17 protein-coding genes are annotated in these 18058 nt (G+C 61.5%); 14 read left to right on the top strand and 3 right to left on the bottom strand.

The window, feature by feature from the left end:
• Positions 1-117 precede the first annotated feature (117 nt).
• Positions 118-1854, top strand: a complete 1737-nt coding sequence (locus BW33_RS08860; RefSeq protein WP_047598394.1) for an IlvD/Edd family dehydratase — start codon at positions 118-120, stop codon at positions 1852-1854.
• A gap of 186 nt (positions 1855-2040) precedes the next feature.
• Entirely contained in the window at positions 2041-2760 is a 720-nt protein-coding gene (locus BW33_RS08855) for a FadR/GntR family transcriptional regulator (protein WP_047598391.1), read from the top strand.
• 170 nt (positions 2761-2930) lie between these two features.
• Here BW33_RS08855 and BW33_RS08850 read toward each other — a convergent pair whose 3' ends face one another.
• Both BW33_RS08850 and BW33_RS08845 read right to left on the bottom strand, forming a co-directional pair.
• Positions 2931-5315 (bottom strand): efflux RND transporter permease subunit, encoded by a 2385-nt coding sequence (locus BW33_RS08850; RefSeq protein WP_047598390.1) that lies wholly within the window; start codon positions 5313-5315, stop codon positions 2931-2933.
• Positions 5312-6355 (bottom strand): WD40/YVTN/BNR-like repeat-containing protein, encoded by a 1044-nt coding sequence (locus BW33_RS08845; RefSeq protein ID WP_047598388.1) that lies wholly within the window; start codon positions 6353-6355, stop codon positions 5312-5314. Before BW33_RS08845 ends, BW33_RS08850 begins: the two co-directional genes overlap by 4 nt.
• Positions 6356-6803: 448 nt before the next feature.
• On the opposite strand from BW33_RS08845, the gene BW33_RS08840 reads away from it, so the two are divergent.
• The 7 genes from BW33_RS08840 to BW33_RS08810 all read left to right on the top strand — a co-directional run bounded on the left by BW33_RS08840 (position 6804) and on the right by BW33_RS08810 (position 12127).
• Complete coding sequence (locus tag BW33_RS08840; RefSeq protein WP_047598387.1) at positions 6804-7394, top strand: amino acid synthesis family protein; 591 nt, start codon at positions 6804-6806, stop codon at positions 7392-7394.
• 31 nt (positions 7395-7425) lie between these two features.
• Positions 7426-8259, top strand: a complete 834-nt coding sequence (locus BW33_RS08835; protein WP_047598386.1) for an alpha/beta fold hydrolase — start codon at positions 7426-7428, stop codon at positions 8257-8259.
• Positions 8256-9737 (top strand): aldehyde dehydrogenase, encoded by a 1482-nt coding sequence (locus tag BW33_RS08830; protein WP_047598385.1) that lies wholly within the window; start codon positions 8256-8258, stop codon positions 9735-9737. The genes BW33_RS08835 and BW33_RS08830 overlap by 4 nt, the downstream gene beginning before the upstream one ends.
• Before the next feature lie 12 nt (positions 9738-9749).
• The gene (locus BW33_RS08825) at positions 9750-10235 is read left to right on the top strand and encodes a flavin reductase family protein (protein ID WP_047598384.1); all 486 of its coding nucleotides are present in this window, start codon (positions 9750-9752) and stop codon (positions 10233-10235) included.
• Between the two features lie 126 nt (positions 10236-10361).
• Positions 10362-10751, top strand: a complete 390-nt coding sequence (locus BW33_RS08820; protein WP_047598382.1) for a carboxymuconolactone decarboxylase family protein — start codon at positions 10362-10364, stop codon at positions 10749-10751.
• Between the two features lie 58 nt (positions 10752-10809).
• Positions 10810-11562 carry a GntR family transcriptional regulator gene (locus tag BW33_RS08815; RefSeq protein ID WP_045122494.1) on the top strand — a complete coding sequence of 251 codons (753 nt, stop codon included), beginning with the start codon at positions 10810-10812 and terminating at the stop codon, positions 11560-11562.
• A 1-nt stretch (position 11563) separates the two neighbouring features.
• Complete coding sequence (locus BW33_RS08810) at positions 11564-12127, top strand: NUDIX hydrolase (protein WP_041062549.1); 564 nt, start codon at positions 11564-11566, stop codon at positions 12125-12127.
• 118 nt (positions 12128-12245) lie between these two features.
• Here the strand turns inward: BW33_RS08810 and BW33_RS08805 are convergent, their stop codons facing one another.
• Positions 12246-12542 (bottom strand): DUF1330 domain-containing protein, encoded by a 297-nt coding sequence (locus tag BW33_RS08805; RefSeq protein ID WP_047598381.1) that lies wholly within the window; start codon positions 12540-12542, stop codon positions 12246-12248.
• A gap of 65 nt (positions 12543-12607) precedes the next feature.
• Here BW33_RS08805 and ribBA point away from each other — a divergent pair, with 65 nt between their 5' ends.
• The 5 genes from ribBA to BW33_RS08780 all read left to right on the top strand — a co-directional run bounded on the left by ribBA (position 12608) and on the right by BW33_RS08780 (position 17962).
• Positions 12608-13717: a bifunctional 3,4-dihydroxy-2-butanone-4-phosphate synthase/GTP cyclohydrolase II gene (ribBA, locus tag BW33_RS08800; RefSeq protein ID WP_047598380.1), complete on the top strand. Its 1110-nt coding sequence runs from the start codon at positions 12608-12610 to the stop codon at positions 13715-13717.
• Between the two features lie 320 nt (positions 13718-14037).
• Complete coding sequence (locus BW33_RS08795) at positions 14038-15063, top strand: ABC transporter substrate-binding protein (protein ID WP_047598379.1); 1026 nt, start codon at positions 14038-14040, stop codon at positions 15061-15063.
• Positions 15060-15974 carry an ABC transporter permease gene (locus tag BW33_RS08790; protein WP_047598378.1) on the top strand — a complete coding sequence of 305 codons (915 nt, stop codon included), beginning with the start codon at positions 15060-15062 and terminating at the stop codon, positions 15972-15974. The genes BW33_RS08795 and BW33_RS08790 overlap by 4 nt, the downstream gene beginning before the upstream one ends.
• A gap of 6 nt (positions 15975-15980) precedes the next feature.
• Positions 15981-16790 (top strand): ABC transporter permease, encoded by an 810-nt coding sequence (locus BW33_RS08785; RefSeq protein WP_025111627.1) that lies wholly within the window; start codon positions 15981-15983, stop codon positions 16788-16790.
• 17 nt (positions 16791-16807) lie between these two features.
• A complete protein-coding gene (locus tag BW33_RS08780) occupies positions 16808-17962 on the top strand; it encodes an ABC transporter ATP-binding protein (RefSeq protein WP_047598377.1) in 1155 nt (384 codons plus the stop codon).
• Positions 17963-18058: the final 96 nt, after the last annotated feature.

The following is an 18058-nucleotide window of genomic DNA, read 5'->3' as shown; positions in this document are numbered from 1 at the left end:
CGTCGAAAACGACTATATAGTAATACTAATTACCCAACAACACTTCCAAAGCGGCGATTTTGCGCTTATGTTTAGCCGTGACTCGCAAACAATAGTCTTACAATAAGAGAATCGATCATGTCTGAGAAGAAACCCACCCTGCGCTCGGCCCAATGGTTTGGCACTGCCGACAAAAACGGCTTCATGTACCGCAGCTGGATGAAGAATCAGGGCATCGCCGACCACCAGTTTCATGGCAAGCCGATCATAGGCATCTGCAACACCTGGTCGGAACTGACCCCGTGCAACGCGCATTTCCGCCAGATCGCGGAGCACGTCAAACGCGGGGTGATCGAGGCCGGTGGCTTTCCGGTGGAATTCCCGGTGTTCTCCAACGGCGAGTCAAACCTGCGCCCTACCGCCATGCTCACCCGCAACCTGGCGAGCATGGACGTTGAAGAAGCGATTCGCGGCAACCCGATTGACGGCGTGGTGCTGCTGACCGGTTGCGACAAGACCACCCCGGCGCTGCTGATGGGCGCCGCCAGTTGCGATGTGCCGGCGATCGTCGTTACCGGCGGGCCGATGCTCAACGGCAAACACAAGGGCAAGGACATCGGCTCGGGCACGGTGGTCTGGCAGCTCAGCGAACAGGTCAAGGCCGGCACCATCACCATCGATGATTTCCTTGCAGCCGAGGGCGGCATGTCACGCTCGGCAGGCACCTGCAACACCATGGGCACCGCATCGACCATGGCCTGCATGGCCGAAGCACTGGGCACGTCGTTGCCGCACAATGCGGCGATTCCGGCGGTGGATGCGCGGCGTTACGTGCTGGCGCACATGTCCGGCATGCGTGCAGTGGAGATGGTGCGCGAAGACCTTCGTCTGTCGAAGATTTTGACCAAGGAAGCCTTTGAAAACGCCATTCGGGTCAACGCGGCTATTGGCGGATCGACCAACGCGGTGATTCACCTGAAAGCCATCGCCGGACGCATCGGCGTCGAACTGGATCTGGACGACTGGACACGCATCGGCCGTGGCATGCCGACCATCGTCGACCTGCAACCGTCCGGGCGTTTCCTGATGGAAGAGTTTTACTACGCCGGTGGCTTGCCGGCGGTGCTGCGCCGTCTCGGCGAGGCCAATCTGATCCCCAATCCCGATGCGCTGACCGTCAACGGTAAATCACTGGGCGAGAACACCAAGGACGCACCGATCTACGGCGAGGACGAAGTGATCCGCACCCTCGACAATCCGATCCGCGCTGACGGTGGCATCTGTGTGTTGCGCGGTAATCTGGCGCCACTCGGTGCCGTGCTCAAGCCGTCCGCCGCTACGCCTGAGCTGATGCAACATCGTGGACGTGCGGTGGTGTTCGAGAACTTCGACATGTACAAGGCGCGGATCAATGATCCGGAACTGGAGGTCGATAAAGATTCGATCCTGGTGATGAAGAACTGCGGGCCGAAAGGTTATCCGGGGATGGCCGAGGTGGGCAACATGGGCCTGCCGGCCAAGCTGCTGGCTCAAGGCGTGACGGATATGGTGCGCATCTCCGATGCGCGGATGAGCGGCACCGCGTACGGTACGGTGGTTTTGCACGTTGCCCCGGAAGCGGCGGCCGGCGGGCCGTTGGCGGTGGTGCAGGAAGGCGACTGGATCGAGCTGGATTGCGCCAGCGGGCGTTTGCATCTGGACATTCCGGATGCCGAACTGGCAGCGCGCATGGCGGATCTGCAGCCGCCGCAGCAGTTGTTGGTGGGTGGCTATCGTCAGCTGTACATCGACCATGTGCTGCAGGCGGATCAGGGCTGCGATTTCGACTTCCTGGTGGGTTGCCGAGGTGCGGAAGTCCCGCGCCATTCCCACTAACCCCGCAGATCTACTGTAGGAGTGAGCCTGCTCGCGATAGCGGTCCGCCAGTTGTTACACATGCTGACTGACACACCGCCATCGCGAGCAGGCTCACTCCTACATTTGCTATGCATCGGCCTCAAGATCGCCGCACGCCTGCTATGATGCGCGGCATCTCCATCGCTCAGGATCGCGCCGCTCCCCATGGATTACCGCAAACCCTCCGACCGTAAAAGCATGCACTCGCGCATTGTCCAGGAACTGGGCATGCAGATCGTCTCCGGACGCTTTTTGCCCGACGACAAACTGCCCGCCGAAGCGCTGTTGTGCGAGGAATACGCGGTGAGCCGGCCGGTGTTGCGCGAAGCCACGCGGGTGCTGGTGGCCAAGGGGCTGGTGTACTCCAGACCGCGCGTCGGCACGGTGGTCAAGGCCCGTCGTGAATGGCACATGCTCGATCCGGATGTGCTGCACTGGCTGATGCAAAGCAGCCCGCAGAATGAATTTTTCAATGTGCTGACCAGTGTGCGCAGCATCATCGAACCGGCCGCTGCCGCCCTCGCCGCCCAGCACGCGACCGAGGCCGACATCGCGGCCATCGGCGAGGCCTATCAACGTATGGAAGCAGCGCCGACGCCGGAAGCCTTGTTGCAACCGGATCTGGACTTCCACAGCCGCATCGCTGACGCGACCCACAACGATCTGCTGGCCAACCTGTGCAACATGCTCTCGGTGGCGATTGCCGAGGCATTGAAGCATTCCAACCAGCGACCGAACCTGCATGAACTGGCGCTGCCGAGGCACAAGGCAATTCTTACGGCGATCGAGAACCGTGATGCTCTGGGTGCCCGCCATGCGACGCTGGTGCAACTGGACGATGCGCGTAGTGCGTTGAGTGTTGTGCTTGGTACCGAGCTCTCTTGAAGCAAAGTCAAAAGATCGCAGCCTTCGGCAGCTCCTACAGGGATTGGATACACCCGTAGATTACTGATGTGGCCTCATGTAGGAGCTGCCGAAGGCTGCGATCTTTTGATCTTGCCCTACAACAAAGCCGCAACCCTAAGGTTGCGGCTTTGTTGTTTCAGGCATCCGGATCAGTGGGCAAACAGCGAGTTGCCCTTCTGCCCCGCCAGTTTCTCCGGTTTGATCAGGAATTTAGCCAGCGCTGGCAGCAGCCACAGCGCACCGAACATGTTCCACAACAACATGAAGGTCAGCATCAGGCCCATGTCGGCCTGGAACTTGATCGCCGAGAAGATCCAGGTGCACACGCCAATCGCCAGGCACAGACCGGTGAACAGCACCGCTTTACCGGTGGATTTCAGGGTCTGGTAATAAGCTTCCTGCAACGGCAGACCCGCGCGCAGGAAACTCTCCAGACGGCTGTAGATGTAGATCCCGTAGTCCACGCCAATCCCCACGCCCAACGCCACCACCGGCAGGGTCGCGACTTTGACGCCGATGCCCATGAACGCCATCAGCGCGTTGCCCAGCACCGAGGTCAGCACCAGCGGCAGGACGATGCACAGGGTCGCCGCCCATGAGCGGAAGGTGATCATGCACATCACTGCGACGCAGATGTACACCAGGATCAGGATGGTCAGCTCGGCCTGTTTGATCACCTCGTTGGTGGCCGCTTCGATGCCGGCGTTACCGGCGGCGAGGATGAACTCCAGGCCGTCCTTGTTGTTGGCCTTGGCGAATTCCTGTACCGCGTGTACCGCACGGTCGAGGGTTTCGGCCTTGTGGTCGTTGAGGAAGATCAACACCGGCGCCAACGAACAGCTGTTGTTGTACAGACCGTCGGCACGGGCGATCGAGTTGTTCAGCACGTCCGGGTTGCGCGACAGGGTTTCCCATTTCAGGTTGCCCTCGTTCATGCCCTTGATCATCTGCTTGGACACAGTCACCAGCGAGATCGCCGACTGCACGCCCTCGGTGTTCTGCATCTTCCACATCAGCTCGTCGATCGGCGCCATGGCTTCGTAGCGCGAGCAACCTTCGGTGGCGGTCTTGACCATCACCACCAGCACGTCGGAACTGGTGGAATAGTTATTGATGATGAAGTTGTTGTCCTTGTTGTAGCGCGAGTCCGGACGCAGCTCCGGCGCACCCTGGTCAAGGTCGCCGATTTTCAGATTCTGGCTGTACCAGAGACCGCCGCCGAAGGCGATCAGCGCCAGGGCGATGGAGATCGGTGCGACTTTCGGGCTGGCGAAGTTCGACAGGAAGCGCCAGAACGGATGTTCGCGGTTCGCGTCCTTCTTGCTCCTGGCAATCGCGCGCTTGCTGATGCCGACATAGGAAATCGCCACCGGGAGCAGGATCAGGTTGGTGAACACGATCACCGCCACCCCGATGGACGCGCCGATCGCCAGTTCGCGGATTACCCCGATGTCGATGATCAACAGGGTGATGAAGCCGACGGCGTCGGCGAGAATCGCGATCATCCCCGGCAGGAACAGTTGCCGGAAGGTGCGCCGCGCCGCGGTCAGAGCGTTGTCCGCTTCACTCGATTGCAGGGCGATACCGTTGATCTTCTGCACGCCGTGGGAAATGCCGATGGCGAAGATCAGGAACGGCACCAGCATCGAATACGGATCCAGCCCGAAACCGAAGAAGTGCATCAGTCCGAGCTGCCAGACCACCGCCACCAGCGTGGTGCTCAACACCGCGACGGTGCTGCGCAGGCAGTTGGTGAACCACAGCAGCAGAATCAGGGTGATGACGAAAGCGATGCCGAAGAACATCACCACCATCACCAACCCGTCGATCAGGTCACCGACCTTCTTGGCGAAGCCGACGATGTGGATCTTGACGTTGGGGTTCTGTGCTTCGAACTTGTTGCGGATCTTGTCTTCGAGCTCATGGGAGAACTTCCGATAGTCCAGGGCGAGCAACTTGCCCTGGTCCTGCGGGTCCGGGTAGGACTCCAGCAGCGGAATGTCGACGATGCTCGACTTGAAGTCGTTGGCCACCAGACGCCCGACCTGCCCTGACTTGAGGACGTTGTTGCGCAGCATGTCGAGGCTGTCCGGCGAGCCGTCGTAGCTTTGCGGAATCACTTCACCGCCGGCAAAGCCCTCTTCGGTTACCTCAGTCCAGCGTACGCTCGGGCTCCACAGCGACTTGAGGCCGGAACGGTCGACGCCGGAGATGTAGAACACCTCGTCGTTGATCTGCCGCAGGGTCTCCATGTACTCCTTGGAGAAGATGTCGCCGTCCTTGGCTTCCACCGAAATGCGCACGGTGTTGCCCAGGTTCGCCAGATCGTTGCGGTGCTCCATCATCTTCTCGATGAACGGATGCTTGAGCGGGATCATTTTTTCGAAACTGGTGGACGGCCGGATCAACGTGGCCTGCCAGAACAGGAAAACGCTGACCACCAGGCAGATCAGGATCACGGCCGGGCGGTTGTTGAAAATCAGACGTTCGAGGAACGTCGCCTTGTCCTGATGATGAGTGCTCAAGGAAGTCATAGCCCCGCCTTCTTATTATTGATCTCGGCGCCGTTGGGCTGCGTGGTGTGCACGCCGCCCTGCCCGGTCAGAATCAGATTGCCGTCGCCGGCCGCCGTCACCGAGGACAGCGAGATGCGGTCCGGGCGGTTGAAGACGCTGAAGGTTTCGCCGTTGTCGCTGCTGCTGATCACCGAGCCTCCGTTGCCGACGATCACGATCGAGCCGTCGGCGAGCAGCGTGGCGCCGGACAGGCCGAATTCCAGCGCACCGCGTGCGGCTTTGAGTTCGACCTGCTGCCAGGTGCTGCCGAAGTCGCTGGAGCGGTAGAGGTTGCCGCGCAGGCCGTAGGCCAACAGGGTTTGCGCTTGCGCGGTGCCGATCACGCCGAACAGCGAGCCCTGATAGGGGCCCTGGAGTTTTTCCCAGGTCTGGCCCCAGTCGGGGGAGCGGAACATGCTGCCCTGCTCGCCGACGATGAACAGCCCGGCGTCCTTGACCGCCGCGATGGCGTTGAGGTGGAACTGGTCCTGGTTGTCGAGGCGGTCGCTGACGTCTTGCCAGTTCTTGCCGCCATCGGTGGTTTCCAGCAGCGCACCGTAAGCGCCGACCGCGATGCCGTGATTGACGTCCTGGAACCAGACGTCGAGCAGCGGCGCTTCGCGCTTGAGGTCTTCGAACTGTTTATTCCAGGTCAGGCCGCCGTCTTCGCTGGCGAGGATCTGCGCGTCGTGGCCGACCGCCCAGCCGTGCTTGTCATCGACGAAGTACACCGCCGTCAGCAGTTGCCGGGTCGGCACCTTGGCCTGGGTCCAGGTTTTGCCCTGGTCGTCAGAATAGAGAATGTGCCCGCGATCACCCACCGCCACCAACCGGGTGCCGGCGTGGACGACATCGAGTATCAGGCTTTTGGCGGCTTTGGCCGATTCGGTGGAATACACCCCGTCGGCGGGCGCTTCGGCGGCCAGCACGGGTGCCGACAAGGCAGCACAGCCCAGCAGTGTGAGGGCTGTGGCCAGCAACGCGGTGTTGCGAAACGCCGGCGGGCGGCAACGACTCATAGACCTTCCCCTATTTATTATTGTTAGGCCATTGGGCCTTAGGGCGCCGCAAGGGTGCTCATGGTGACTGACAGGTCACAAGCATAGCCGTGAAACCCGCAGTCCAGAGCGCCTTGGGAAGCTGGCTCATCCTATCGGGCTTTGGAAACGTCTGACAATCGGCGCCACGTTATCTTTTGTTAACCAAATGCCCCCGACACAAACCCCTGCAGGCGCTGCGGCACGCTGCAATCTTTTGATCCGGGTCTTTAAAAACAAGATCAAAAGATCGCAGCGTGCCGCAGCGCCTACATCGATATCGCGTCGTGGCGGATTGATGAGGATGGCAGGTGAATGCACTGCCATTCGCCGGATGGATCCGGCAAATCTTGCGTGGGGGACTTGCACGATCGGTATTATGGTATACCATCAGACGCACAGACACTCTTAATTCCCTACGGAGCAGCTCATGAGTTTCGAAATTCGCAAGATCGTCAGCTATGTCGAAGAAACCTTCATCGAAGGCGGCAAGGCCACGGACCAGCCAGTGACCATGGTCGGGCTGGCCGTGGTGATGAAGAACCCGTGGGTCGGCAACGGCTTCGTCGAGGATCTGAAACCGCAGATCCGCGCCAATTGCTCCGACCTCGGCGCAATGATGGTCGAGCGTCTGGTGGGCATCATCGGCGGCGCCGAGAAGATCGAGGCATACGGCAAAGCGGCAGTGGTCGGCGCCGACGGCGAGATCGAACACGCCTCGGCGGTGATCCACACCCTGCGCTTCGGCAACCACTACCGCGAAGCGGTCAAGGCCAAGAGCTACCTGAGCTTCACCAACAAGCGCGGCGGCCCGGGCACGTCGATCCAGATCCCGATGATGCACAAGGACGACGAAGGCCTGCGTTCGCACTACATCACTCTGGAAATGCAGATCGAAGACGCGCCGCGTGCCGACGAAATCGTCGTGGTGCTCGGGTGCGCAGACGGTGGTCGCCTGCACCCGCGCATCGGCAACCGCTACATCGATCTGGAAGAACTGGCCGCCGAAAAAGCCCAGTAATCACAATAAAAAGGCATTGCAGGAGCGCTCCATGATTCGGCTCACCGCTGAACTCACCCCGGCTGGCACCAGTTACCTGGCGACCGGCCAAGGCCAGCCCGTGGTCTTGATCCACGGCGTGGGCCTGAACAAAGAAATGTGGGGCGGCCAGATCGTTGGCCTGTCTGCCCAATACCGGGTGATCGCCTACGACATGCTCGGCCACGGCGCCAGCCCGCGTCCGGCCAGCGGCATCGGCCTGCTCGGTTATGCCGATCAGTTGCTGGAGTTGCTCGATCACCTGAATCTGCCTCAGGCTGCGGTGATCGGTTTTTCCATGGGCGGTTTGGTGGCGCGGGCGTTTGCTCTGCACTACCCGGAGCGCCTGCAAAGCCTGGTGGTGCTTAACAGCGTGTTCAATCGCAGTGAAGAACAGCGCGCCGGGGTTATCGCCCGTACCGCGCAGGCCGCCGAACACGGGCCGGATGCCAACGCCGAAGCGGCGCTGTCGCGCTGGTTCAGCCGTGAATATCAGGCGGCCAACCCGGCGCAGATCGCGGCCATTCGTCAGACCCTGGCCGGCAACGATCCGCAGGGTTACCTGACCACTTACGAACTGTTCGCCACTCAGGACATGTACCGCGCCGACGACCTCGGCAGCATCCTGGCGCCGACGCTGATCGCCACCGGTGAACTCGACCCCGGTTCCACCCCGGAAATGGCCGAGCAACTGGCCCGGCGCATCCCCGGTGCGAAGGTTGCGGTGCTGCCCGAGCAACGGCATATGATGCCAGTAGAGTCGCCGCGCCTGGTCAACCAGACGCTGCTGGAATTTCTCGACTACGCACACTCCCGACAAAACCATATAAAGGGGATCGTTGCATGACACTCGCACGCTTCCAGATGTGCATCGGCGGAGAATGGGTCGACGCCCTCTCCGGCAAGACTTTCGAAAGCCTCAACCCGGCCAGCGCCCAGGCCTGGGCCGAGCTGCCTGATGCCGATGAAGCCGACGTCGAACGCGCCGTGCAGGCGGCACAATCCGCCTTCGACAGCCCGGCCTGGCGCGGTCTCACCGCCACCGCTCGCGGCAAACTGCTGCGGCGTCTTGGCGACCTGATCGCAGAAAACAAGGAACAACTGGCGCAGCTGGAAAGCCGCGACAACGGCAAACTGATCCGCGAAACCCGTGGTCAGGTCGGCTATCTGCCGGAGTTCTTCCACTACACCGCAGGCCTCGCCGACAAGCTCGAAGGCGGCACCCTGCCGCTGGACAAACCCGACCTGTTTGCCTACACCGTGCACGAAGCGATGGGTGTGGTCGCCGCGATCATTCCGTGGAACAGCCCGCTGTACCTGACCGCGATCAAACTGGCGCCGGCCCTCGCCGCCGGCAACACCATCGTGATCAAGCCGTCCGAACATGCTTCGGCGACCATCCTTGAGCTGGCGCGACTGGCCCTCGAAGCCGGGATCCCGCCGGGCGTGGTCAACGTTGTCACCGGTTACGGCCCGAGCACCGGTGCCGCCCTCACCCGCCATCCGCTGATCCGCAAGATTGCCTTCACCGGCGGCGCGGCCACGGCGCGGCATGTGGTGCGCAGCAGCGCCGAGAACTTCGCCAAGCTGTCACTGGAACTGGGCGGCAAATCGCCGAACATCATCTTCGCCGACGCCGATCTGGACAGCGCGATCAACGGCGCCATCGCCGGGATCTACGCGGCCTCGGGCCAGAGCTGCGTGTCCGGCTCACGCCTGCTGGTGCAGGACGAAATCTACGACGAGTTCGTCAACCGACTGGTCGAACGCGCCCAGCGCATCCGCATCGGCAACCCGCAGGAAGACCACAGCGAAATGGGCCCGATGGCCACCGCGCAGCAACTGGCGGTGGTTGAAGGCCTGGTCGCCGATGCCATCGCCGAAGGCGCGCGGCTGCGCACCGGCGGCAAGCGTCCGACGGATCTTGGTGACGGCTGGTTCTACGAGCCGACGCTGTTCGAGTGTGACCGCAACTCGATGAAGATCATGCAGGAAGAAGTCTTCGGCCCGGTGGCTTCGGTGATTCGCTTCAAAGATGAAGCCGAGGCGCTGGCGATCGCCAACGACTCGCAGTTCGGCCTCGCCGCCGGCATCTGGACCCGCGATCTGGGCCGCGCCCATCGCCTGGCGCGGGACGTGCGTTCGGGAATCATCTGGGTCAACACCTACCGCGCAGTGTCGGCCATGGCGCCGATCGGCGGCTTCAAGAACAGTGGCTATGGACGCGAAAGCGGCATCGATTCGGTGCTGGCCTACACCGAACTGAAAACGGTGTGGATCAATCTCTCTCAGGCACCGATGCCTGATCCGTTTGTGATGCGCTAGGAGCACTGCGACATGATCGAACCCGGCATTTACAAAGACGTCATGAGCTCGTTTCCGTCCGGAGTCACGGTGGTCACCACCCTCGACCCGGAGGGCGCCATCGTCGGCATCACCGCCAGTGCCTTCAGCGCGCTGTCGATTGATCCGGCCCTGGTGCTGTTCTGCCCCAACTACGCTTCCGACACCTACCCGGTGCTGCGCGACAGCAAGAAATTCGCGATCCATTTGCTGTCCGCCGACCAGACCGCCGAGGCCTACGCCTTTGCCGGTAAAGGCAAGGACAAGGCCAGGCACATCGAATGGCATTTGAGCGAACTGGGTAACCCGATCCTCGCCAAGGCCACGGCGATCATCGAGTGCGAGTTGTGGCGCGAGTACGACGGTGGTGATCACGCGATCATCGTCGGCGCGGTGAAGCACCTGATCCTGCCCGAACAACCGGTGACGCCGATGATTTACCACAAGGGCAAGCTCGGGCCGTTGCCGACCCTGGCCTGATGGATAAACACAATCCCTGTAGGAGTTGCCGAAGGCTGCGATCTTTTGACTTTGATTTTCAAGAGCAAGATCAAAAGATCGCAGCCTTCGGCAGCTCCTACAGGGCAATGTGTGTGAGGAGGAATGATGAGTAACGAAAAGTACGAAAAAGGCCTGAAGATCCGCACTCAGGTGCTGGGCGAAGCCTATGTGCAGCGCTCGATTGAGAGCGCCGATGACTTCACTCGCCCGCTGCAGGAAATGGTCACCGAATACTGCTGGGGCCATGTCTGGGGGCGTGAGGGTTTGTCGCTCAAGGAGCGCAGCATGATCAACCTGGCGATGATCTCGGCGCTCAACCGCCCGCACGAACTCAAGCTGCATGTGCGCGGCGCCTTGCGTAACGGCCTGAGTCGTGAGCAAATACGCGAAATTCTGCTTCAGGTCGGTATTTATTGCGGCGTCCCGGCAGCCGTGGACAGTTTCCGGCTCGCCCGTGAAGCCTTCGCCGAAGCCGACGCCGAGGCCTCCAGTTAACCCCTCGGCTGTTTAGATGCCCGTCTGGCATGGACAGCCAACTTAAAGAGCGGACCCCATGAAACGCCAGCCACTCGACGACAGCTTCAAGGTCAATCGCAACCCCGTTACCCTGCGCGAAATCGTGCTGGACAAACTGCGTAGCGCGATCATGAATTTCCAGCTCATGCCCGGCGATCGTCTGGTGGAGCGCGATCTGTGCGATCGCCTCGGTGTCAGCCGCACATCGGTGCGCGAGGCCTTGCGTCACCTGGAGTCCGAGGGTCTGGTCGAGTTCGCCGATGCCAAAGGCCCACGGGTGGCGATCATCACCCTCGCCGATGCAGTCGACATTTATGAGCTGCGCTGCGTGCTCGAAGGCCTGATCGTCCAGCTGTTCACCCTGCGTGCCAAGGCCAAGGACATCAAGGCCCTGGAAAAAGCCCTCGACGAGAACCGCAAGGCGCTCAAGGACGGCGAACTGCAACAGGTGATCGACTCGGTGCAGGGCTTCTACGACGTGCTGCTCGAGGGTTCGGGCAACCATGTTGCGGCCACGCAGCTGCGCCAGTTGCAGGCACGCATCAGCTACCTGCGGGCGACTTCGGTGTCCCAGGAAAACCGTCGCGGCGCGAGTAATCAGGAAATGGAAAAAATGGTCGAGGCGATCAAGAGCGGTGATGCACTGGCGGCGCATCAGGCCTGCGTCGATCACGTACGCGCGGCCGCCGCCGTGGCCCTCGACTACCTCAAGCGCAAACAGGAAGAGACCGGCGCCACGCCGAACATCACCCTGCCGATCGCGCTGAAAGAACCGCGCATAGGTCACTGACATGTTCAGCCCGAGCTTTTGCCCGAAATGCGGCGGCCCTGACCTCGGTCAGCAAGTCCCGCCGGGCGATACGCACGAGCGCCTGATGTGCCGCGGCTGCGGCTACATCCACTACGTCAATCCGAAGATCATCGCCGGCTGCATCATCGAGCAGGACGGCAAATACCTTTTGTGCCAACGGGCAATCCCACCGCGCCCGGGCACCTGGACACTGCCGGCCGGCTTCATGGAAAGCGGCGAGACCACCGAACAGGCGGCGCTGCGCGAAGTCTGGGAAGAAAGCGGCGTGCGTGCGGAAATCGTCTCGCCGTACTCGATTTTCAGCGTGCCGAAGATCAGCGAGGTGTACATCATCTTCCGCGCGATCGCGCTGGAGATCACCGGGCAGTACGGCCCGGAAACCCTCGACTACAAATTCTTCGCCCCCGAAGACATCCCCTGGGAGCAGATCTACTACCCGGCGATCCGGCAGATTCTCGAGCGTTACATCGAGGAGCGTCAGGCCGGTGTTTATGGGATCTATATGGGTAATGATGACAGCGGCAAGATCCACTTCATCCGCTGACGGCAGTTCGCTTTTTGCAGGAGTGAGCCTGCTCGCGATAGCGGTGTATCAGGTAAAGAACTGCTGACTGACACACCGCTGTCGCGAGCAGGCTCACTCCTACAGGGTGGGGTATTGCTTAAAGTGGGGCGATGCCTTCTACGATGATGATTTCTGCCCTCGCCCACTCCTCGCGATAACGTTTCGCCTCCTGATACGCCGCCGAGTGGTAGCACGCCAGTGCCTGCTCGTAGCTCTCGAATTCAATCACCACGCTGCGCTGAGGAGTAGCCCTGCCCTCCAGCGCTTCGCTGCGCCCGCCTCTGGCTAAAAACTTCGCGCCGAACTCGGCGAACGCTGCCGGCGCGCGCTGGGTGTATTGGCTGTAGTGATCGGGATCGGTGATGTCCACGTGAGCAATCCAGTACGCCTTCATAGTGACCTCTTGGTTGAATTTGTATTATGGTATACCACGAATTTCATCCCTATCGAGAGTCCAGCATGGCCTTCAACAGCATCGAAGAAATCATCGAAGATTATCGCCTCGGCAAAATGGTGTTGCTGGTCGATGACGAAGACCGGGAAAACGAAGGCGATCTGCTGCTGGCTGCCGATCGTTGCACGCCCGAGGCGATCAGTTTCATGGCCCGTGAGGCTCGGGGGCTGATCTGCCTGACGTTGACTGACGATCATTGCCAGCGTCTGGGGCTGGAGCAGATGGTGCCGAGCAATGGCAGCGTGTTCAGCACCGCGTTCACGGTTTCCATCGAAGCGGCGGTCGGCGTCACTACGGGCATTTCTGCTGCCGACCGCGCTTGCACCGTTGCCGCCGCCGTGGCGCCGAACGCTCGCGCAGAAGACCTGGTGCAGCCCGGCCATATCTTCCCGCTGCGCGCCAAGGAAGGTGGCGTGCTGACACGCGCTGGTCACACCGAGGCTGGTTGTGATCTGGCGCGTCTGGCCGGGTTCACGCCCGCCTCGGTGATCGTCGAGGTGATGAACGACGACGGCACCATGGCCCGGCGTCCGGATCTGGAAGTCTTCGCGCGCAAGCACGGGATCAAGATCGGCACCATCGCCGACCTGATCCACTACCGTCTGAGCACCGAGCACACCATCGAACGCATCGGCGAACGCGAGCTGCCGACGGTGCACGGCACCTTCCGCCTGATCACCTTTGAAGACCGCATCGAGGGCGGCGTGCACATGGCGATGGTCATGGGTGATTTGCGTCGCGAGGAGCCGACGCTGGTGCGCGTGCATGTGATTGATCCGCTGCGTGATCTGGTCGGCGCCGAGTACAGCGGGCCGAGCAACTGGACGTTGTGGGCGGCGCTGCAACGGGTCGCGGCGCAAGGTCATGGCGTGGTCGTGGTGTTGGCCAATCATGAATCGTCGCAGGCGTTGCTGGAGCGCGTACCGCAGTTGACCCAGCCGCCACGGCAGTTCAGTCGCTCGCAATCGCGGATTTATTCCGAGGTCGGTACCGGGGCGCAGATTCTGCAGAACCTGGGGGTGGGCAAGCTGCGGCATCTGGGGCCGCCGCTCAAATATGCGGGGTTGACCGGGTATGACCTGGAGGTGGTCGAGAGCATTCCCTTCAGCGAATAACCCACGCCAACCACAATTCCAACTGTAGGAGTGAGCCTGCTCGCGATAGCGGTGGATCAGCCAACATCATCGCTGAACGTCACACCGCTATCGCGAGCAGGCTCACTCCTACAGGGTTTTGCACTTCAAATTGATTCACCCGAGCTCACAAAAAGCACGTTCGCCAGATAACCGGTAAGGCAAAGTGCTTGCACAAAGCTTGGAATACCATAATATGATATTCCATAGACCGGACGACCTGAAAAACCTTCCGGCTACTGCTCCCGACAGGCGGGCAACAACGCAAGCCCGCTCAAAAACACAACAATGAGGGCGTAAAAATGGTGTTGAACAAAGCTGCAACCGCAATCCTTTTTGCGGGACTGCTGAGCGTGACCGGCCAGGCTGCAATGGCCGCCGAAAGCGTGAACTTCGTCAGCTGGGGCGGTAGCACCCAGGATGCACAGAAACAGGCCTGGGCCGATCCGTTCAGCAAGGCCAGCGGCATCACTGTGGTGCAGGACGGCCCGACCGACTACGGCAAACTCAAGGCCATGGTCGAAAGCGGCAACGTGCAGTGGGACGTGGTCGATGTTGAAGCCGATTTCGCCCTGCGCGCCGCCGCCGAGGGTCTGCTCGAACCCCTCGACTTCAACGTCATCCAGCGCGACAAGATCGACCCGCGTTTCGTCAGCGATTACGGCGTCGGCTCGTTCTTCTTCTCCTTCGTCCTCGGCTACAACGAAGGCAAGCTCGGCGCTGCCAAGCCGCAAGACTGGACCGCGCTGTTCGACACCAAGACCTACCCTGGCAAACGCGCCCTGTACAAATGGCCAAGCCCCGGCGTGCTCGAACTGGCGCTGCTGGCCGACGGCGTAGCGGCTGACAAGCTCTACCCGCTGGATCTGGATCGCGCCTTCAAGAAACTCGACACCATCAAGAAAGACATCGTCTGGTGGGGCGGCGGCGCGCAGTCGCAGCAACTGCTGGCCTCCGGTGAAGCGAGCATGGGCCAGTTCTGGAACGGCCGGATTCACGCCCTGCAGGAAGACGGCGCGCCAGTCGGCGTGAGCTGGAAACAGAACCTGGTCATGGCCGACATCCTGGTGATTCCAAAGGGCTCGAAAAACAAGGACGCGGCGATGAAGTTCCTGGCCAACGCCAGCAGTGCCAAAGGCCAGGCCGACTTCTCCAACCTGACTGCCTACGCCCCGGTCAACGTCGACAGCGTGGCGCGCCTGGACTCGGTGCTGGCCCCGAACCTGCCGACGGCCTACGCCAAGGATCAGATCACTCTTGATTTCGCGTACTGGGCCAAGAACGGTCAAGCCATCGCGACACGGTGGAACGAATGGCTGGTCAAATGAAAATGGCGGCCGCTGCGCCCCGTCCTGCAACGGTGACCGGGAGCGCCACGGGCGCTGCCGGCTCGACCCCCACCTTCAGACAACGCTGGCGCGGCGCCGGCAACCTGGTCCCGGCACTGCTGTTCCTCGGCCTGTTCTTTCTCGCGCCGTTGATTGGCCTGCTGTTGCGCGGCGTGCTCGAACCGACCCCGGGCCTTGGCAACTATGAACAACTGTTCGCCAACTCGGCGTATGCACGGGTGCTGCTCAACACCTTTTCGGTGGCCGGGCTGGTGACGATTTTCAGCCTGTTGCTGGGCTTTCCGCTGGCCTGGGCGATCACTCTGGTGCCGCGCGGCTGGGGCCGCTGGATCCTCAACATCGTGCTGCTGTCGATGTGGACCAGCCTGCTCGCCCGCACCTATTCGTGGCTGGTATTGCTGCAGGCCTCGGGGGTGATCAACAAGGCGCTGATGGCGCTGGGGATCATCGATCAGCCACTGGAAATGGTGCACAACCTGACCGGCGTGGTGATCGGCATGAGCTACATCATGATCCCGTTCATCGTGCTGCCGTTGCAGGCGACCATGCAGGCCATCGACCCGATGATCCTGCAGGCCGGCTCGATCTGCGGCGCCAGCCCGTGGACCAACTTCTTCCGGGTGTTCCTGCCGCTGTGCCGGCCGGGCCTGGCGTCCGGCGGGTTGATGGTGTTCGTGATGTCGCTCGGTTACTACGTCACCCCGGCGCTGCTCGGCGGGGCGCAGAACATGATGCTGCCGGAGTTCATCATTCAGCAGGTGCAATCGTTCCTCAACTGGGGCCTGGCCAGTGCCGGCGCCGCGTTGCTGATCGCGATCACGCTGGTGCTGTTCTACTTCTACCTGAAGCTTCAGCCGGAATCCCCGGTTGGCGCCAGCAATGCGAGGTAAGCCGAGATGCTCCTGACTCCCAATGCCATGAGCCGGCGGATGCGTTTCGGGCTCTACGCCACCACCGGTTTGATCGGCCTGTTCCTGCTGTTGCCGATCGTCTTCATCGTGCTGTTGTCGTTCGGTTCGTCGCAGTGGCTGGTGTTCCCGCCGCCGGGCTGGACACTGAAATGGTACGGCCAGTTTTTCTCCAACGCCGACTGGATGAACGCTGCCGCGGCCAGCCTCAAGGTCGCCGTGCTGACCACGATCTGCGCAGTGGCCCTTGGTTTGCCCACTGCCTTCGCCCTGGTGCGCGGGCGCTTCCCCGGTCGGGAAATGCTCTACGGCCTGTTCACCCTGCCGATGATCGTGCCGCTGGTGATCATCGCGGTGGCGGTGTACGCGCTGTTTCTCAAGCTCGGTTACACCGGGACCATGTTCGCGTTTGTGGTCAGCCATGTGATCGTCGCGTTGCCGTTCACCATCATCTCGATCATCAACTCGCTGAAGCTGTTCGATCAGTCGATTGAAGACGCGGCGGTGATCTGCGGCGCCTCACGCCTGCAAGCGGTGTTCAAGGTGACGTTCCCGGCGATCCGTCCGGGCATGGTTGCCGGCGCCCTCTTCGCCTTTCTGGTTTCGTGGGACGAAGTGGTGCTGAGCGTGATGATGGCCAGCCCGACCCTGCAAACCCTTCCCGTGAAAATGTGGACCACCCTGCGCCAGGACCTGACCCCGGTGATCGCCGTCGCTTCGACGCTGCTGATCGGCCTGTCGGTATTGGTCATGGTGATCGCCGCCGCGCTGCGCCGGCGCAACGAAATCAGCGCCTGAGCGCCCAGGAGTACGACATGAGTGCCGTGATCAAAGACGCATCCCAGCAGAACGACAAACCCCTGGTCAGCCTGCGCAATCTGAACAAGCACTACGGCGACTTTGCCGCCGTCGACAACATCTCGCTGGACATCAAGGACGGCGAGTTCATGACCTTCCTCGGCTCCAGCGGCTCGGGCAAAAGCACCACGCTGTCGATGCTCGCCGGGTTCGAAACCCCAAGCAGCGGCGAGATCCTGGTCAACGGTCAGTCGCTGGTCAACGTGCCGCCGCACAAGCGCGACATCGGCATGGTGTTCCAGCGTTATTCGTTGTTCCCGCATTTGTCGGTGCGCGACAACATCGCCTTCCCGCTGGCGATCCGCAAACTCGCCGCCGCCGAACGTGACAAGCGTGTCGATGCGATGCTGAAACTGGTGCAGCTCGAACAATTCGCTCATCGCCGCCCTTCGCAACTCTCTGGCGGCCAGCAGCAACGCGTTGCCATCGCCCGGGCGCTGGTCTATGAGCCACGCATCCTGTTGATGGACGAACCCCTCGGTGCACTGGACAAAAAACTGCGTGAAGACCTGCAGGATGAACTGCGCCAACTGCATCGGCGCCTGGGCATCACCATCGTCTACGTGACCCACGATCAGGAAGAAGCCATGCGCCTGTCGCAGCGCATCGCGATTTTCAGTCACGGCAAGATTGTCGGTCTGGGCAGCGGTTATGACCTGTATCAGAATCCGCCGAACGCGTTTGTCGCGTCGTTCCTCGGCAATTCGAACTTCCTCAAGCTCAAGGCCCAAGGCAATGCGGCGGCGAGTTTCGAGGGGCAGTCGTTGTCGATTCGCCTGACCGCCAGCTTGCACCCCGATCAGGACGTGCTGCTGATGGTGCGGCCGGAAAAGGCTGTAGCGTTGAGCGTGCAGCAGGCGAACGACGAGCCGCTGGCAGCGGGCTGGAACGAGGTGTCGGCGCAGGTGGTGGAGGTGTTGTTTCTTGGCGAGAGCCTGACCTGCAGCGTGGTGACTTCGGGCGGTACTTCGATGACGGTGAAAGCGCTGTCGGCGGCGGGAATGCCGCTCAAGGCTGGCGACCCGGTGCGAGTGCGCTGGGCTACGGCGGATGCCTGCGTCTACACCGAATGGGCTGAAAGCGACCTTAACAAAGCCGCCGGTTCCCACTGAGAACCCTTGTAGGCGCTGCCGCAGGCTGCATGAGATTGCATTTCAACGGTGGGAGCGAGCCTGCTCGCGAATGCGGTGTGTCGTTCAATGTTGATG

This window comes from Pseudomonas sp. RIT288, from assembly GCF_000631985.1.
Classification (GTDB): Bacteria; Pseudomonadota; Gammaproteobacteria; order Pseudomonadales; family Pseudomonadaceae; genus Aquipseudomonas.
Note: the sequence above shows the minus strand (reverse complement) of the source record. Positions and strands in the feature narration are given on the sequence as shown.

Bases quoted from the DNA above. Each gene is read 5' to 3' on its own strand.
- BW33_RS08855 (WP_047598391.1), top strand. From the start codon at position 2,041: ATGGATTACCGCAAACCCTCCGACCGTAAAAGCATGCACTCGCGCATT.
- BW33_RS08805 (WP_047598381.1), bottom strand. From the start codon at position 12,542: ATGAAGGCGTACTGGATTGCTCACGTGGACATCACCGATCCCGATCAC.
- BW33_RS08810 (WP_041062549.1), top strand. From the start codon at position 11,564: ATGTTCAGCCCGAGCTTTTGCCCGAAATGCGGCGGCCCTGACCTCGGT.
- BW33_RS08815 (WP_045122494.1), top strand. From the start codon at position 10,810: ATGAAACGCCAGCCACTCGACGACAGCTTCAAGGTCAATCGCAACCCC.
- BW33_RS08825 (WP_047598384.1), top strand. From the start codon at position 9,750: ATGATCGAACCCGGCATTTACAAAGACGTCATGAGCTCGTTTCCGTCC.
- BW33_RS08790 (WP_047598378.1), top strand. From the start codon at position 15,060: ATGAAAATGGCGGCCGCTGCGCCCCGTCCTGCAACGGTGACCGGGAGC.
- BW33_RS08785 (WP_025111627.1), top strand. From the start codon at position 15,981: ATGCTCCTGACTCCCAATGCCATGAGCCGGCGGATGCGTTTCGGGCTC.
- BW33_RS08830 (WP_047598385.1), top strand. From the start codon at position 8,256: ATGACACTCGCACGCTTCCAGATGTGCATCGGCGGAGAATGGGTCGAC.
- BW33_RS08845 (WP_047598388.1), bottom strand. From the start codon at position 6,355: ATGAGTCGTTGCCGCCCGCCGGCGTTTCGCAACACCGCGTTGCTGGCC.
- BW33_RS08795 (WP_047598379.1), top strand. From the start codon at position 14,038: ATGGTGTTGAACAAAGCTGCAACCGCAATCCTTTTTGCGGGACTGCTG.
- BW33_RS08850 (WP_047598390.1), bottom strand. From the start codon at position 5,315: ATGACTTCCTTGAGCACTCATCATCAGGACAAGGCGACGTTCCTCGAA.
- BW33_RS08835 (WP_047598386.1), top strand. From the start codon at position 7,426: ATGATTCGGCTCACCGCTGAACTCACCCCGGCTGGCACCAGTTACCTG.
- BW33_RS08820 (WP_047598382.1), top strand. From the start codon at position 10,362: ATGAGTAACGAAAAGTACGAAAAAGGCCTGAAGATCCGCACTCAGGTG.
- BW33_RS08840 (WP_047598387.1), top strand. From the start codon at position 6,804: ATGAGTTTCGAAATTCGCAAGATCGTCAGCTATGTCGAAGAAACCTTC.
- BW33_RS08860 (WP_047598394.1), top strand. From the start codon at position 118: ATGTCTGAGAAGAAACCCACCCTGCGCTCGGCCCAATGGTTTGGCACT.
- ribBA (WP_047598380.1), top strand. From the start codon at position 12,608: ATGGCCTTCAACAGCATCGAAGAAATCATCGAAGATTATCGCCTCGGC.
- BW33_RS08780 (WP_047598377.1), top strand. From the start codon at position 16,808: ATGAGTGCCGTGATCAAAGACGCATCCCAGCAGAACGACAAACCCCTG.